Annotated in this window: 14 protein-coding genes; 6 read left to right on the top strand and 8 right to left on the bottom strand. The window is 65.3% G+C overall.

The window, feature by feature from the left end:
* The first annotated feature begins 10 nt into the window (after nucleotides 1–10).
* From malG to BZG29_RS28110, 5 genes are all read left to right on the top strand, one after another.
* On the top strand, nucleotides 11–901 hold the full coding sequence (gene malG, locus BZG29_RS11375; protein ID WP_077402472.1) for a maltose ABC transporter permease MalG: 891 nt from the start codon (nucleotides 11–13) through the stop codon (nucleotides 899–901).
* A gap of 2 nt (nucleotides 902–903) precedes the next feature.
* Nucleotides 904–2,550, top strand: coding sequence for an alpha-amylase family glycosyl hydrolase (locus BZG29_RS11370; protein WP_077402469.1), 1,647 nt, complete (start codon nucleotides 904–906; stop codon nucleotides 2,548–2,550).
* Nucleotides 2,547–3,458 carry a carbohydrate kinase family protein gene (locus BZG29_RS11365; protein ID WP_077402466.1) on the top strand — a complete coding sequence of 304 codons (912 nt, stop codon included), beginning with the start codon at nucleotides 2,547–2,549 and terminating at the stop codon, nucleotides 3,456–3,458. Before BZG29_RS11370 ends, BZG29_RS11365 begins: the two co-directional genes overlap by 4 nt.
* Nucleotides 3,459–3,561: 103 nt before the next feature.
* Complete coding sequence (locus BZG29_RS11360; protein ID WP_077402463.1) at nucleotides 3,562–4,848, top strand: aminotransferase class I/II-fold pyridoxal phosphate-dependent enzyme; 1,287 nt, start codon at nucleotides 3,562–3,564, stop codon at nucleotides 4,846–4,848.
* Between the two features lie 49 nt (nucleotides 4,849–4,897).
* Nucleotides 4,898–5,071 carry a hypothetical protein gene (locus BZG29_RS28110; protein WP_171984905.1) on the top strand — a complete coding sequence of 58 codons (174 nt, stop codon included), beginning with the start codon at nucleotides 4,898–4,900 and terminating at the stop codon, nucleotides 5,069–5,071.
* A gap of 18 nt (nucleotides 5,072–5,089) precedes the next feature.
* On the opposite strand, the gene BZG29_RS11355 is transcribed toward BZG29_RS28110, so the two are convergent.
* Nucleotides 5,090–5,893, bottom strand: coding sequence for an SDR family oxidoreductase (locus BZG29_RS11355; RefSeq protein WP_077402460.1), 804 nt, complete (start codon nucleotides 5,891–5,893; stop codon nucleotides 5,090–5,092).
* 179 nt (nucleotides 5,894–6,072) lie between these two features.
* On the opposite strand from BZG29_RS11355, the gene BZG29_RS11350 reads away from it, so the two are divergent.
* The gene (locus tag BZG29_RS11350; RefSeq protein WP_077402457.1) at nucleotides 6,073–6,651 is read left to right on the top strand and encodes a TetR/AcrR family transcriptional regulator; all 579 of its coding nucleotides are present in this window, start codon (nucleotides 6,073–6,075) and stop codon (nucleotides 6,649–6,651) included.
* Here the strand turns inward: BZG29_RS11350 and BZG29_RS11345 are convergent.
* The 7 genes from BZG29_RS11345 to BZG29_RS11315 form a co-directional block, all read right to left on the bottom strand.
* Entirely contained in the window at nucleotides 6,608–7,651 is a 1,044-nt protein-coding gene (locus BZG29_RS11345) for an AAA family ATPase (protein ID WP_077402454.1), read from the bottom strand. The two genes, BZG29_RS11350 and BZG29_RS11345, sit on opposite strands and share 44 nt — an antisense overlap.
* Nucleotides 7,648–9,027 (bottom strand): AMP-binding protein, encoded by a 1,380-nt coding sequence (locus BZG29_RS11340; RefSeq protein WP_077402451.1) that lies wholly within the window; start codon nucleotides 9,025–9,027, stop codon nucleotides 7,648–7,650. The genes BZG29_RS11345 and BZG29_RS11340 overlap by 4 nt, the downstream gene beginning before the upstream one ends.
* The gene (locus BZG29_RS11335; protein ID WP_077402448.1) at nucleotides 9,024–9,617 is read right to left on the bottom strand and encodes a hypothetical protein; all 594 of its coding nucleotides are present in this window, start codon (nucleotides 9,615–9,617) and stop codon (nucleotides 9,024–9,026) included. The genes BZG29_RS11340 and BZG29_RS11335 overlap by 4 nt, the downstream gene beginning before the upstream one ends.
* Before the next feature lie 83 nt (nucleotides 9,618–9,700).
* Nucleotides 9,701–11,473: a VWA domain-containing protein gene (locus tag BZG29_RS11330; RefSeq protein WP_077402445.1), complete on the bottom strand. Its 1,773-nt coding sequence runs from the start codon at nucleotides 11,471–11,473 to the stop codon at nucleotides 9,701–9,703.
* The gene (locus BZG29_RS11325) at nucleotides 11,470–12,441 is read right to left on the bottom strand and encodes a hypothetical protein (protein WP_077402443.1); all 972 of its coding nucleotides are present in this window, start codon (nucleotides 12,439–12,441) and stop codon (nucleotides 11,470–11,472) included. Before BZG29_RS11325 ends, BZG29_RS11330 begins: the two co-directional genes overlap by 4 nt.
* 9 nt (nucleotides 12,442–12,450) lie before the next feature.
* On the bottom strand, nucleotides 12,451–12,924 hold the full coding sequence (locus tag BZG29_RS11320) for a hypothetical protein (RefSeq protein WP_150130870.1): 474 nt from the start codon (nucleotides 12,922–12,924) through the stop codon (nucleotides 12,451–12,453).
* 8 nt (nucleotides 12,925–12,932) lie between these two features.
* Nucleotides 12,933–14,513, bottom strand: coding sequence for an AAA family ATPase (locus BZG29_RS11315; RefSeq protein WP_077402437.1), 1,581 nt, complete (start codon nucleotides 14,511–14,513; stop codon nucleotides 12,933–12,935).
* Nucleotides 14,514–14,550 lie beyond the last annotated feature (37 nt).

Here is a 14,550-nt window from a genome sequence, read left to right as displayed (position 1 = left end):
AGGACAGCATATGGCTATCGTTGTCGACCGTTCCAACCGCTGGCGCATCCTGGCGGCCCACGTCGCCGTGATCGCGCTGATCGCGCTGGTGATGTTTCCCTTCCTGATGATCTTGTCGATCTCTTTGCGTCCTGGCAACTTCGCCTCGGGCAGCCTGATACCGCCCGAGATCAGCTTCGAGCACTGGCGATTGGCGCTGGGCATGTCTTACCAGGCGCCCAACGGCACCCTCGTCGAGCCGGACTTCCCCGTGCTGCTGTGGCTATGGAATTCCATCAAGGTGGCCAGCATGAGCGCCACCGTCACCGTGCTGCTGTCGACCACCTGCGCGTATGCGTTCGCGCGCATGCAATTCCGCTTCAAGTCGCAGACCCTGTCCGCGCTGATGCTGCTGCAGATGTTCCCCGCCGTGCTGGCCCTGGTGGCCATCTACGCCATCTTCGATGTGCTGGGCAGCTACGTGCCGTGGCTGGGCATCGACCACCACGGCAGCCTGGTGCTGGCCTACACGGGCGGCATCGCCCTGCATATCTGGACCATCAAGGGCTACTATCAAACCATCCCCATCGAGATCGAGGAAGCGGCCAAGGTCGACGGCGCCACGCAATGGCAGGCGTTTGTCTACGTGCTGCTGCCGATGACGGTGCCCATCCTGATGGTGGTGTTCCTGTTGTCGTTCATCGGCGCCATCATCGAATACCCGATCGCTTCCGTGCTGCTGCATGAACAGAACAACCTGACCCTGGCCGTCGGCTCGAAACTGTTCCTGTACGAGCAAAAATACCTGTGGGGCGACTTCGCCGCGGCAGCCATTCTGTCCGGCTTGCCCATCACGGCCGTATTCCTGCTGGCGCAAAAATGGATGATCTCCGGCCTGACGGCTGGCGGCGTGAAGGGCTGACCATGCGACGCTCCCTGACTGCGCTGGCCGCCCTGTTACTCAGCGCTTCGGCGCAGGCAGGGAGCTTCAGCTTCGCTGACAACCCCATCGTCTACTTTGCCGTAACGGACCGTTTCGCCAACGGCAATCCCGGCAACGACCACAGTTACGGCCGCGCCGCCGACCCGCAAGGCGGCGACGTGGGCAGCTTTCACGGCGGCGATATCGCCGGCCTCACGCAGCAGCTGAAGGCCGGCTACTTCACGGACCTGGGCGTCAACGCCCTGTGGATCACGGCGCCGTACGAACAGATCCACGGCTGGGTGGTGGGCGGCAAGCAGCAATTCCAGCATTACGCCTACCACGGCTACTGGGCACTCGACTACACGACCATGGACGCCAACATGGGCACGCGCGAGGAATTGCGCGAGATGATCGATATTGCCCACGCGCAAGGCATCCGCGTGCTGTTCGACGTGGTGCTGAACCATCCCGGTTACGCTGACTTGCGCACCCTGGCCGAATACAAGGTGCCCGTGCTATGGCCCGGCCACGAAAAAGCCACCCTGCGCGACTATCATAGCTACATCGACTATAACAACTTTGATTTCGCACAATGGTGGGGCCCGGACTGGGTGCGCGCCGGCTTGCCCGGCTATCCGGACGGCGGCAAGGACGACTACACGATGCAGCTGGCGTATCTGCCCGACTTCCGCACGGAAAGCGCCAAGGCCGTGGGCTTGCCGCCCATCCTGCAGCGTAAAAGCGATACGCGCGCCGTGGCCCTGCCCGATACCAGCGTGCGCGGCTACTTGGTAAGTTGGCTGGCCGACTGGGTGCGCGAATTCGGCGTCGACGGTTTCAGGGCCGACACCGTCAAGCACGTGGAACCAGACAGCTGGCTGGCCCTGCGCGCCGCGGCCACCGATGCCCTCAAGGATTGGAAAACCCGCCACCCGCAACAAAAAATCGACGACGCTCCGTTCTGGATGACGGGTGAAGCGTGGGGCCATGGTCCCGAGCGCAGCAGCTGGCATGATGCCGGCTTCGACTCGATGATCAATTTCGATTTCCAGAATCGCGCGAGCGGCGACTGGACAAGCATCGACGGCGTCTACCGCCAGTACGCCACTTTGCTGGGCAAACGCATTGGCAATGCGCCCCGCTACGACATCCTGTCGTATATCTCCTCGCACGACACCAGCCTGTTCCCGCGCGGGCAATTGAAGCACGGCTTGTCCGCCCTGCTGCTGGCGCCGGGCGGCGTGCAGCTGTTCTATGGCGATGAAAGCGCGCGCCAGCCTGGCGCGGCGCCCATTGGCGACGAACAGCAAGCCACACGCTCTGACATGAACTGGGGCTCGCTCGATGCGGCGACGCTGGCGCATGCGCGCAAGCTGGGCCAGTTCCGGCTGCGCCACCCGGCCCTGGCGCACGGTGAGCATCGCCTGATTGATGAAAAGCCGTATGCCTTCGCCCGCGTGATGGAAGGCGACGCCGTCATCGCCGTGCCGGAAGCGCAAGGCGCGCTCGAACTGAAAGTGCACGGCGTGTTTGCCGATGGCGCCCTGCTGCGCGACACCTACACCAATCACACTTACACCGTCAGCAATGGCGCCGTCGCAGTGAATGCGGCCGGCACCGTCCTGTTAGAAAAGGCAGCACCATGAGTACCTATGACATTTTAGTGGTCGGCGGCGCCGGCATCGACACCATCGTGCGCGTCCCCGACCTGCAATTGCCCGTCGCCGATTCGCTGCACGTGCCGCCCATCCGCGACTACGTGGCGCACACGGGCAATGGCGTGGCGCTCGGCTGCCACGCGCTGGGACTGCGCTGCAAGTTCATCGACTTCATCGGCGACGACGCGCAGGGCGCGGCCATCCTGCAGCGCTATAAAGAGACCAAGCTCGATTTTTCACACCTCGTCGAACCCTCGGGCACGCGGCGCAGCGTCAACCTGGTCGACCCGCAAGGGCGCAGGCTGTCGCTGTACGACGGCCGCCACCCGGAAGACGTGCGCATGCCCGCCGCCTTTTATCTTCCCTACCTGGGGCCGGCACGCCACGCGCACTTTTCCATCATGGGCTGGGTGGCCGAGCTGTTTGACGATGCGCAAGTGTGCGGCACCACCGTGTCGACCGATCTGCACGACTGGGACGGCGTCAACCCGCACCACAAGGTGTTCGCCCTGCGCGCCGACCTGGTCTTCCTCAGCACGGCGGCGCTGGGCGAGCGCACGCAGTCCGTCATGCGCGCGATTGTCGCGGAAGGCCGCGCGCAGGCGGTGATCGCCATGGCGGGCGCGGATGGCGCCTACCTGCTGGAACGGGGCAGCGAGACCGTGCGCCACACTCCGGCGGCAGGGTTGAAGCTGCCCGTGGTGGACACGAATGGCGCGGGCGACTCGTTCGTGGCCACCTTCCTGCACGCCTGGCTGGGCGGCGCGGGCCTGGACGAAGCCATGCGCCGCGGCGCCATCGGCGGCGCGTTTGCCTGCGCCCAGCATGGCACGCATGAACGGTTTATCGGCCAGGCAGAGCTGAATGACTTATATCAAGACAGCACTAGCTTATGACTTAAAATTCTATCAAGCGTGATAACTTGGTAACGGGCGCATGGCACAATGGCTGCGAATTTCAAACGCTTCACCATTGCAGACCATTCGAACCGGAGACCACATGAGAATCGAAACCCTGGCCGTGCACGCCGGCTACACCCCCGACCCGACCACCAAGGCCGCCGCCGTCCCTATCTACCAGACGGTGGCCTACGCCTTCGACAATGCCCAGCATGGCGCCGACCTGTTCGACCTGAAAGTGGCCGGGAATATCTACACGCGCATCATGAACCCCACGCAGGACGTGCTGGAAAAGCGGGTCGCGGCGCTGGAAGGCGGCGTGGCCGCGCTGGCCGTGGCATCGGGCATGGCGGCGATCACCTACGCGATCCAGACGATTGCGGAAGCGGGCGACAATTTCATCTCCGCCAGCCAGCTGTATGGCGGCACCTACAACCTGTTTGCCCACACCCTGCCGCAGATCGGCATCGAAGTGCGCTTCGCCGATGCGCGCCAGCCCGAGACCTTCGCCGCGCTGATCGATGCGCGCACCAAGGCCATCTTCTGCGAATCGATCGGCAACCCGCTGGGCAACGTCACGGATGTGGCGAAACTGGCCGAAATCGCGCACGCGCACGGCATCCCGCTGATCGTCGATAACACGGTACCGAGTCCCTATCTGTTCCGCCCCATCGAGCATGGCGCCGACATCGTCGTCCACTCGCTGACCAAATACCTGGGCGGCCACGGCACCACCGTGGGCGGCGCCATCGTCGACAGCGGCAAATTCCCCTGGGCCGAACACAAGGAGCGCTTCAAGCGCCTGAACGAACCGGACGTGTCCTACCACGGCGTCGTCTACACGGAAGCGTTCGGCCCCGCCGCCTTCATCGGCCGCGCGCGCGTCGTCCCGCTGCGCAACATGGGCGCGGCCATTTCACCGCTCTCCGCCTTCCAGCTGATCCAGGGCATCGAGACCCTGGCCCTGCGCATGGACCGCATCTGCGACAACACGCTGGCCCTGGCCAAGCACTTGAAAAACCATCCGAAAGTCGCGTGGGTCAACTACGCGGGCCTGGAAGACCACCCGGACCACGCGCTGGTGAAAAAATACATGCGCGGCCGCGCCTCGGGCATCTTGTCCTTCGGCCTGAAGCTGGCGGCAGGTGAAGACCCGCGCGCGGCCGGCGCCCGCGTGCTCGACGCCCTGCAGCTGTTCACGCGCCTGGTCAACATCGGCGACGCCAAGTCGCTGGCCACCCACCCGGCCTCCACCACGCACCGCCAGCTCAATCCGGAAGAACTGGCCAAGGCGGGCGTGTCCGAAGACATGCTGCGCCTGTCCGTGGGCATCGAGCATATCGACGACTTGCGCGAAGACCTGGAGCAGGCCTTGAACGCGGCGTAAGCCTCTTTTCCACGCCGTCCGGAGGGGACTTCATGCCATAATCGGCGGCATGTCTTCCCCTCCTGCTCCCCCTAAGCAGCCGGCCTCCGGCCTGTTCCGCGCCGAATATGCGCGGCGCATGAATGCCGTGCTCGATCATATCGACCGTCACCTCGACACGCCGCTGGACCCGGCCACCGGCGAATTCTCTTGTGATATCTGCATCCCCGTGCGGCCCCTGTAGCTTCCTCTTTCGCGTGTATCAGCCAGCGATACCATAGCGCGATGCCGGCTTGCCGCGCATCGCGCCTGCGAACAGGGCCAGGCGGGCCGCGTCAAACTGCTCCCACAAGGCCTGGTCTTCAACGGAAGGCAAGGTCACCAGTTCGCCCTGGTCCAGGCCCGCCAGCGCCGCATCGACACAGTCTTCGGCGCGCATGATGGTGGCCTGGTCCAGCTGCGCCAGCGGCACGCCGCTCAATTCCCAGATTTCCGTCGCCGTCGATGCGGGCAGCACCAGCTGCACCACGATGCCCGTGCCGGCCAGCTCCTGCTGCAAGCCGCGCGTGAAATTCATCACATAGCCCTTGGTGGCGCTGTAGATCGTGCTGACGGGCAGGATGTGGAAAGACAGCACGGAGCCGATATTGATGATGGTGCCGCTGTTGCGCTGCTTGAACTGCGGCAGCACGGCGTAGCTCAGCTCCGCCACGGCCGTCACGTTGACCTTGTCCATGGTGGCGATGCCCGCTTTCGGCGTATCGACGACGGGCGCCAGGGTCGAGGCGCCCGCATTATTGACCAGCATGGTGATGGCCGGATTGCTGGCCAGTTCATCGGCCACGCGCTGCAGGTCGGCCGGTGCGGACAGGTCCGCCGCCATGGCACGCACGGACACGCCATACTTTTCCGCCAGCGACCTGGCCAGCACGCCCAGACGTTCGACCCGGCGCGCCACCAGGATCAAATCGAAGCCGCGGCTGGCCAGGCGGTCCGCATACACGGCGCCCAGGCCCGACGATGCGCCAGTGACGAGAGCCGTGCCCGGTGTATTGACTGTACTCATGATGATTCCTTTGCAATTGGTAAATTCGAATGAATGGCTTTCAGCAGGACGGATCAAACATGACAACCGTCATCCTTTGATGTGACACTAAACATGATGATCATCATGCTTAGTGTCGCAAGCATGACGTACGTAATGTATGATGTCAACAGAAATTATTTAATGATCGGGAGAACACCATGCGATACCCAGCGGCCGAGACGGCAGAAAAACACCAGCGCATCCTGCAGGAAGCGGCGCGGCTGTTCCGTGAACAGGGCTTTGACGGCGTCAGCGTGGGACAGATCATGAAGGCGACAGGACTCACGCATGGGCCCTTCTACAACCACTTTGCCTCGAAGGAAGCGCTGATGGCGGAAAGTACCCTGCACGGCTCGGAGCACTCGCGCGCGGCGCTCGATGCGGCAACCATCAGCCCGGAAGCCATGCGCCAGTATGTGCGCGATTATGTGAGCGCGGCCCACCGTGATGCGCCGGGCAACGGATGCTTGCTGGCGGCGCTGGCCGGCGACGCGCGCAAGCAGCCGGCAGTGCTGCCCGCCTTCACCTTCCACCTGAAATCCATCATCGGCAAGCTGACCACGCATTTTCCATGGCAGAAAAAACGCAACCCCCGCCAGGAAGCCATCGTCATGCTGTCGGCCATGGTGGGCGCCGTGGCGCTGGCGCGCGCCGTCGACGATGCCGCGTTTTCGGACGAGATCCTGGCGGCGGTCAGCACGGCATTCGCGCCGCCAGCACTTGCGCCACCTGCCTGACCCTGTCGTTCACCGAACCTGACACATCGACAAAGGCGATCCCCCGCCGCGCCAGCTCCGCCTGATACCACGCATGCTGGCGCGCGCGGAAATCCTCGTCGCGGCGCGTGCCGTCCTGGATGAAGGGAAAATCAGGTGCGCACAGCAGCACCAGGTCGTAGCGGTGCTCGGCCAGCCGCGCCAGCTCCTGCTCCGCCTTGCCGAACATCTCGACGCAGTAAAAATACGTCGTCATGGGCGAGGTGTCGCAAAACAGCCAGCGCCGCGCAGCCAGGCGCGCCTGCGCTTCGCGGCGCAGCTGTTCCCGGCCGATTTTCAGCAAATCGTCATAGTTCAATACGCCATCCTGACTTTCCCACAATTCGCGGCCATACTCGGCCACCCAGGCCGTCTCGAAATGCGCCGCCAGCGCCTCCGCCAGGGTGGTCTTGCCGCTCGATTCGCCGCCGAGCACGCACACGCGCGCGACAAAATCGGCGCGCACAATCGGCGACAGGAACGCACTGTGCGCATGCGGGTCTTGCCGCACCCGGGTGCCGGACACGGGCACCTCAGTTCTCGCCCGGTCCACGCTCACGTGCGCCACCGGCCCGCCGGCATAATGCCGTTCCAGCACCTGGGCAAAGCCGGGGCCATAGTCTTCGCTGGTGAACACGGCATCGGCGGGCAGCGCCAGCACCGTCCAGCACAGCCAGCCCATGAAGTGGCGATGCAGCTCGCCATCGTCGTCGTTGTGCGGCAAATGACGGGCAGGCACGCCGCGCGCGGCGCACAGGGCCGCCAGACGCGCATCGTCCAGCACCACGATGTGCGCCTGCGGGAATTGCGCGCGCAGCCACCGTTCCCGGCGCGCCGGCTCATAGCCGGGAAATTCGGGCCTGGTGTAGCTGACCACCAGCAGTTCTTCGCAAGCGTCTTGCGCACGTTTGATCAACAGTTCGTGGCCCTGGTGCAGCGGACAGAATTTGCCGACCACGAGGCCGCGTTTATAAAGGTTCATGCCACTGCTTCCTGCAAATCCGAGGTGTATTGAATGATCTTGTCTTCCGCCAGCAAGGTCTCGACCGTGATGGCGCCGAAAAAAGGCGCGAGCAAGGCGCGCGCCCGGTCAGCCTGCGGCATGGCGCCCGGCGCCAGGCGCAGCGCGATGGCGCCGTCGCCATGCTGGTGCACGCCGAACAGGGCGATGGCCAGCGGTTTCAAGGCGTGCGTGATATCGATATTATTGATCCATGCACCGCTGACCGTCCTGTAGCGCAGGGGGCTGCGGCCGGCCAGCCCCACCAGCACGGGACCGTCGGGTCCATGCGCCAGCGAGGCGTAGTCGCCGGTGCGGTAGCGCACGAGGGGCAGGCAAAAGTTAAAACCGCCCGTCACGGTGATCTCGCCGCGTGCGCCATCGGGCACGGGCTGGCCCGCACTATCGAGGATTTCCACGTACAGCCGGTGCTGCAGCAGCACGTGGCCGCCGGCCCGCTCGTCGTAGACAGCCACGGGCCCCACTTCATTGAGCGAATAGATGTCGAGCACGGGGCAGCCAAAACGCGCTGCCAGGCGGGCGCGCATGCCGGGCAACAGCATCATCGAGACGGACAGCAGCGCGGCCGGCTTGTGCGCCATCGGCAGGGTCAGCAGTTCGGCAAACGAGATGGGGTCGCCCGCGATCAGCTCGGGCGCCATGGCGTCCAGGTAGCGCGCGCGGTCGTCCGGGTGGTGCCAGTCGTCCGGGTGCAGGTTGATCTTCGCCAGGCCGGACTCGTTCATCGTGGGCGTGACGGAAACATAGGTGAAGCAGCGGCGCTGGTGCCCCAGCAGCATCACGCCCACCTGCCCCGCGCCATGGCGCAGAATCACGCCGAAGCGGCACAGCGCGCGCTTGTGGTAGGCCAGGTAGCGCCCCGCCACCAGCGGGTGCGAAGCGATCAGCAGCGGGTGGCCCGTGGTGCCCGTCGTCTGGAAATTGATCATGCGCGCCAGGTCCGCATCGTCGGGCACGAAGGCGGCAATGTCGTGGGCCAGTTCGGCGCGGCTGATGGGCGCCACGTCCGCAAGGCGCGCGGGGGGCGAACCGCAGGCGCGGTAATGCGGCACCGTGGCGTAAGCCGTCCTGAGAAAATCCGCCAGCCAGGGCGGCGGCGCGTCTTTGCTCCAGCCGATCTCCGCCTGCATGACTTCCTGCTCATAGGCGCGCAGCGCTTCGACCTCCCCGGCCAGCAGCTTGTTGCCGCTGCGGTTGCGGTAGCGGGGTGCCGCGGGATGGCTGCGCAGCTTGTCCAGCATGCGCGCCCCCGCCTGCGTCAGGGTGGGACAGTAGTCGCAGTCCGATTCCCAGGCGCCGCCAGGCAGATTGACATCAGCTTTGCCAGCGAGCGTCATTCGCGCGACCACTTGTCGGCCGATTCCTCGGCCGCCTTCTTCGCCAGCGCCTCGCGGATTTCCCGCGCGCGCTGCTCGGCCAGGCGGCTCGCTTCGAGCAGGCGGCGGCGCTCCGTGCCGCTGATGGCGGACAGTCTGTCCGTGGCCTGCGCCACGCTTTCGTCGCGGGGCCGGAAACCCAGGCGCGCCAGCACGATGCGTGCCAGTTCTTCGCGCCGCTCGGGGTCTTGCGTGAACTGGTGGGCCGGCGTGGCCGCGGCCAGTTCGCGTGCCGCCTCGCCCAGTACCTGCAGCAAGGCTGGCTGCGGCAGCTGCTGCCCGATGAACCAGTCGTCGGCCAGCAGCCAGCACAGGATCATGGCCAGCGCCAGCCGGTTGCGGTCCGCCTTCACTTGCGCGCCGATAAACCCCTGCAGGGACGCGGCCGGCGCGCGCGCGCCATGCAGCAGCAAAATGTCGTTGACCAGCGCTGCCACCGCCACTGCCTGCGCATTGGCGACGCCGGCGATACGGGGCTCGGCGAGGAATTCGACGGGCGTGTCGGCCAGGCGGTGGGTTAATATTTCGAGGTGGGGACCAGAAAGATTCATGGGCCTTTTCCTAATACAGTGATGTGCAAATTTAGCCCGAAAAGCAAAGGCTGGGGTCAGACCCGGCGGGTCTGACCCCAGATTTAAACATAATGGCGCCGGCTGAACGCCCGCGCAAAGTCCAGCAAGTCCTCGTAGCGCTCGACGGCGTGGATATCCCACCCTTGCTCGCGGCGCGCGCGTTTCAAATCGTCATAGGTTTGCTGCAGCCACTTGCTGGCCGCGGCGCCATCCCAGTCGCGCTCCAGGTTCAGGGCCATGGTGCCGCCCGCGCCGCCCTGGGCCAGCGCTTTCGCCGAGATATCCCAACCGCTGTTACCCAGTTCATCCTTGTCGAACATGGTGGTGATGCCGTCGTCGGAAATCATCAGGATGTGCGCGGGCCCTTCGCGCTTGGCCGCATAGGTCTGGCGCAGGCGGTGGATGGGGAAACAGGTACCGCCGCCAAAAAATTCCGTCAGCACGCCCAGGATCATGTCTTCATCGCGTACGAAACCTGGCGTCTGCATTACCTCGTTCTTGCCGCTCCACAGGGTTACCTGCACTTTCGCGCCCGCGCGCAGGGCCGACAGGGCGATGACGGCGCCGGCCAGTGTCAAAAACGAGGTGTGCGCCTGCGGATTCGGCATGGAGCCGGAACTGTCCACGTATATATCCAGGTCGACGGGCACGGCATCGACGGCGCGCGCCGGTTCGCGGCCGTACACTCGGCGCACGGTGGTCACGCCGGGCACGGGGCGCGGCGACTGCATCACGGACTGCAGCCAGTCGATGTCTTCCAGCGGGTCGCCGATTTCCCATGGTTCCAGCCCCTCCATCTGCGGCTCCTGCGATTCCGGCGCCGGGCGGCTGGGAAACGTCACCAGGTGCGGCAAGGCCCGCTCGCGGTAGTAGCGGATGGCGATTTCATGGTCGCTCAGATCGATGCCCGAGGCCTTCAGAATGTCGCCCAGCTCGAACGGTTCGCGCAGCTGGCCGCCGCCCGCCCTGGCCGGCGCCTCGCCTGGCGGCTCCTCGCCATCGAGGCCGGAAATGCGCTTGTCGTGCACGGGGTGGATGGCGCCGCCCTCCTCGTCATCCTCGATCTGCTGCGCGCCGTAGGTCTGGCAGCCACGCGCCGCGTCGCGCGTGTCCTGCAGATAGCGGCTCGGACTCAACGCATCCGTGTCTTCCACCAGGTAGGGCAGCAGCAAGGTGGCGAAGCGGCCCGCCGCCAGCATCCAGTCGTTCGCATACACGCGTATCAGGCGCGCGCCCAGCCAGGCGTCCGTATCCAGGCGTTCGTCGGCCTCGTTCTCTGCCCCTGCTCCGCCCAGCTCGCCCTTTTCCAGCTGCCACAGGTTTTCATAGATGCGCATGTACAGCGTCCATACGCCGCCGCTTTTAGCGTCAGCTTGCGCCGTGCGCCCCTGCTGCAGCTTGCGGTAGATGTCGGCCATGCGCAAATTCGCCTGGCGCTGCAGGCGGTCGTTGATGAACAGGTCCGTGTACAGGTTGGCCACCATCGGCGCGTGCTGCTCCAGGGTGGGCAAGGCGCGGCGCATGCGCGCCAGCAGGCGGAACTGGTCGCCGGCGCTGCCCGGCGCGAGGATATGGTGGCCGATTTCATGCGCGAGGATTTCCAGCGCATAGTCGTCCAGCCCCAGCTCCGTCACCAGCGGCAAGTCCACCACCACGCTCTGGTCCAGCAAACGGATCATGGCGAAGCTGCCGGACAAGCCCTGCCTGCCGGCTTCGACGCGGCTGGCGCACAGGCTGGGGTCGCGCAGGCGCGTAAACTTGCTCCATACGGCCAGGGCCTCGGGCCAGGCGGCGCGCCAGCGGTCGATCAGGACGGTGTCGGCATCGTTCTTCATGCGAGCGGCAGCAGGCGGATGGCGTGCGTCCACGGTGACGTGATGGCCAGCGTATGCGCATTCGCGGCCAGCGCGATGTCGCAGGTCGGCAGGTCGAGCGCGATGCTGCGCGCGCCGACGTGAACGGTGGCCCCATCGAGGCGCACGGACGCCGGCACGCCGGTTTGCGCCAACTCAAACTCCTGCGCCGTGGCGCTGTGCAGCACGGCGCCATAGGCGTCGGCCACCAGCAAATAATGGCGCTCGGCGCTGCGCACGACAAAGCCATCCTGTGTGGCGCGCACCAGCGGCGGCGTGGCGAAGTCGCCACCAAGACCGCTGAAGCTGCCGAACTCCCGACCTTCGGCATTGCCGCGCCACGGATAGTCCCTTAGCTGCGCATGCACCTGCGGCCATTGCGCGCCAGGCTCGCCAAAGGCGGCCAGCGCCAGCGCATGCGGCAAGGTGTCGGCGGCGGCCAGCGCGCCCTGGCGGAAATGCGCGACGCCGGCGCGCCAGGCCAGCACCTGACCCACGGCGCGCAGCTGCGCGACGCTGCCGACTTGCGGCGCCACGGCAGCCATCCCGGCCTGCCATTGCGCGGGCCGCGCTCCCGCCACGGAGGAAATATGGATGGCGGCGTTGCTGAGCATGCCCAGCACGTCGACGGGGGCCGTCGCCAGCAGCGGCGCAAACGATGGCGCCAGTTCGCGCCAGACGGTATTGAGGAAAGGGTTTTTCGCGGCAGGACCGGCCAGGCCATGGCCCACCAGCTCCAGGGCCATGTCGTAGGCAGCCAAGGTGAGGCCGCCCACGCGCTCGGGTGCCGCAGCGGATACGGCCGCCACCAGCGGATCGACGCCGTCTTGCAAGAAGGCGCCGAAGGCAGCCATGTCGAGCGCGGGAAAGCGCCGGCGCGCTTCCGCCGCGCGCGCATTGAACTGGGCGCGGCCGCTGGCAAGTATCGCCGCAAAGGCAGGAGAGATCATCGCCACCTTTCAGTCGCTGTGCGAAAAGTGCAGCAGATAGCGTTCATCGCCCAGTTCGAACGCGATCTCGTCCCAGTGGATCGCGTACCAGAAACCGGAGGGCGGCGCCATGGTCACGGCGTGCAGGGAAAATCCGCCCAGCGCCTCGTCGAGCGACTCCAGGAACCTTGCCACCAGCTGCGCGCGGAAGCGTCCCGGTGGCGCCACCTGCATGTGCCGCGACGAGAAAAACCAGCGCTGGCACACCTGCTCCAGCTGGGCACGCGCGCACGGCGCCAGCTTGATCTGCCACAAGGCTGCCGGCAAGTCGCGTGCGGGTTCGATCATGTTCAAGGCATAATCCTCGACGCGCAAGCCCAGCGCCGTGGCGAGATCGGGCGCATCGGGCAGGCGCTGCAACTCGTAGCTGGCACACAGGTCGCTGGCTTCACTATTCAGTAGGGCCAGCGCTTCCAGGAAGCCTTGGGACGCAGCGAGGTTCAAGGCGAAACTCATTGCGAACGCAGCCAGCTGCGGTAATTCGTATACCGCTGATGCAGGTATTTGAGCTTCAGCAGGTCGTCATACAGGGGGCCGTACAGTTTGCGTCCCTTCGTGCGCTCGCCGATCAGCTTTTCGATGCGGTTCAGGCGCGCCAGGGTTTCGCGCTCGCTCACGCCATCGAGGCCCAGGTCGAATTCGGCCGACAGCACGCCGACGGGATCGTCGCGGTCCAGATCCAGGCGGTTGAATTCATCGTTCGACAAATCGAACAGGCGGCGCAGCCAGCCCAGCCTGTCGCTGCGGTAGGCGGCGTTTTCCGGCAGCGCGAAAAACGGCGCATCCGGGTCCGGCTGCAGCTTGTTGTGCAGGACGAATGGCAGCACCTGGCGCAAGTCTTCCAGCTCCACCTCGCCATTGCCGCGGAAATAAGCCATGGCTTTGGCGTAGATCAAGAGCGCCATCAGGGTGCGCACGGAAATGCCGTTCAAGGTCTGGCAACCGAGATCCTTCAAACGGTCGCGCCCATTGTCGGCCGCCTGCGCGGCGCCACGGTCGGCGCCGGCCAGGCGGGCCGTATCCTTGGTCATGTATTCGAACTGGCCGCCCGCCGTCTCGAACAGCTCGAACTGGCTGGCGAAGAATTCCAGGCGGCGGCGCACGGCGTCGGGTATGCCCACCTGGCGGATCGCCTCGCCGATCTGGTCGACCTCCCCTTCCGTGAAGATGATATCTGGCGGCACCAGTTCTTCTGGCCGCACGTTTTCCTCCACGCGCAGCAGCAGTTCATTCAGGAAGCGGGGGTTGAAGGCCAGCGCCTGCATCGTCACGTCGACCCGGTCGCGCAGCGCTTCGATCACCTGATAGGTACCGCCGCCCTGGTCATCGTTGGCCGTCAGATACCAGGCCGCTTCCGGACATTCGTAAATATGGTTCAGCACTTCCGCGTAATTGTCGCCCATGACGGTGAGCAGCGCGCTTTGCGTGCGCGTGGGGATACGGTTGTATTCATCGACGATTTTCACGCGCATGCCCAGCCAGGCGCGCCAGGCGATGCGGATATCGTCCATGCTTTGCGCGTTGACCAGGTCCGCCGGCAGCGGATTGCCCAGCAAGTCGGCCACCGTCATCTGCGGGTGTCCATGCTGCATGGCGCGCTTGACTTCCTTGACGGTGGAACCGGCCAGCACGCCCATCAACAGTGCGCTGGCCGTCTTGCCCCGCCCCGGCCCGCCGACGAACAGGCATTTGCGGCGCGTGGCGAACGTCAGCAGGGGCAGCAAAATGAAGCTGGAATAGCTTTGCGCCGACGGCAGATTCAGGGTGCGGCGGCTGTCGCCCACGGCATAGGTCTGCGACGGCCCATCGTTGTATTCGATATCGTAATGGGGGCTGATGATGGCGTGGTTGACGATCCAAAAGTATGCCTGGCGCAGCTTTTCATCGAAAGGCCGGGCTTGCGCCTCGCCTTCCGCTCCCAGCGCGATGGGGCCCTGGTACAGGTCCGCCACGTCGAACTGCCGCGCGGCGGGCACGGCCTTGGGCTTGGTGGGGGCTTGTGAAAGACGCTGGAACAGATTAAAAGCTGACATGATTGGCTAACGCCTGTCAAAACCTGCTGCGCGTCGG

This window comes from Janthinobacterium sp. LM6, from assembly GCF_002002885.1.
Classification (GTDB): Bacteria; Pseudomonadota; Gammaproteobacteria; order Burkholderiales; family Burkholderiaceae_D; genus Janthinobacterium; species Janthinobacterium kumbetense.
This window is presented reverse-complemented; position numbering and strand designations above follow the sequence as displayed.

Excerpts from the sequence above, each read along its gene's own strand:
- BZG29_RS28110 (WP_171984905.1), top strand. The coding sequence starts at position 4,898 with ATGTCTTCCCCTCCTGCTCCCCCTAAGCAGCCGGCCTCCGGCCTGTTC.
- BZG29_RS11340 (WP_077402451.1), bottom strand. The coding sequence starts at position 9,027 with ATGACGCTCGCTGGCAAAGCTGATGTCAATCTGCCTGGCGGCGCCTGG.
- BZG29_RS11325 (WP_077402443.1), bottom strand. The coding sequence starts at position 12,441 with ATGATCTCTCCTGCCTTTGCGGCGATACTTGCCAGCGGCCGCGCCCAG.
- BZG29_RS11330 (WP_077402445.1), bottom strand. The coding sequence starts at position 11,473 with ATGAAGAACGATGCCGACACCGTCCTGATCGACCGCTGGCGCGCCGCC.
- BZG29_RS11360 (WP_077402463.1), top strand. The coding sequence starts at position 3,562 with ATGAGAATCGAAACCCTGGCCGTGCACGCCGGCTACACCCCCGACCCG.
- BZG29_RS11315 (WP_077402437.1), bottom strand. The coding sequence starts at position 14,513 with ATGTCAGCTTTTAATCTGTTCCAGCGTCTTTCACAAGCCCCCACCAAG.
- BZG29_RS11355 (WP_077402460.1), bottom strand. The coding sequence starts at position 5,893 with ATGAGTACAGTCAATACACCGGGCACGGCTCTCGTCACTGGCGCATCG.
- BZG29_RS11335 (WP_077402448.1), bottom strand. The coding sequence starts at position 9,617 with ATGAATCTTTCTGGTCCCCACCTCGAAATATTAACCCACCGCCTGGCC.
- malG (WP_077402472.1), top strand. The coding sequence starts at position 11 with ATGGCTATCGTTGTCGACCGTTCCAACCGCTGGCGCATCCTGGCGGCC.
- BZG29_RS11365 (WP_077402466.1), top strand. The coding sequence starts at position 2,547 with ATGAGTACCTATGACATTTTAGTGGTCGGCGGCGCCGGCATCGACACC.
- BZG29_RS11350 (WP_077402457.1), top strand. The coding sequence starts at position 6,073 with ATGCGATACCCAGCGGCCGAGACGGCAGAAAAACACCAGCGCATCCTG.
- BZG29_RS11370 (WP_077402469.1), top strand. The coding sequence starts at position 904 with ATGCGACGCTCCCTGACTGCGCTGGCCGCCCTGTTACTCAGCGCTTCG.
- BZG29_RS11345 (WP_077402454.1), bottom strand. The coding sequence starts at position 7,651 with ATGAACCTTTATAAACGCGGCCTCGTGGTCGGCAAATTCTGTCCGCTG.